We start from the raw sequence: 283 nt of genomic DNA, 5'->3' as shown, positions 1-283 counted from the left end.
GCCATGGAAGATGCGCTGTACGAGATTGCCTCAATGCGGCTGTTTGCAGGCTTGTCACTGGATAAAGCCATCCCCGATCACACCACCATTCTGAAGTTCCGGCACTTGCTCGAACGCCACGGTCTGGCTCGACAGGTTTTTCAAGAGGTGAGCCAATGGCTGTCTGAGGCCGGTGTCCTTCTGAAAGAGGGCTCACTGGTCGATGCCACCATCATCGAAGCTCCCAGCTCTACCAAGAACAAAACAGGTGAACGTGATCCGGAGATGCACCAAACCAAAAAAG

1 protein-coding gene is annotated in these 283 nt (G+C 53.7%); it reads left to right on the top strand.

Annotated features, from left to right (window positions below):
* Positions 1-283 (top strand): transposase (locus H1S06_RS00505; protein WP_181736326.1); only part of this gene is annotated, 283 nt, incomplete at both ends.

The sequence above is a fragment of the Marinobacterium marinum genome, assembly GCF_013868415.1.
GTDB classification, from domain to species: Bacteria; Pseudomonadota; Gammaproteobacteria; order Pseudomonadales; family Balneatricaceae; genus Marinobacterium; species Marinobacterium marinum.
This window is presented reverse-complemented; position numbering and strand designations above follow the sequence as displayed.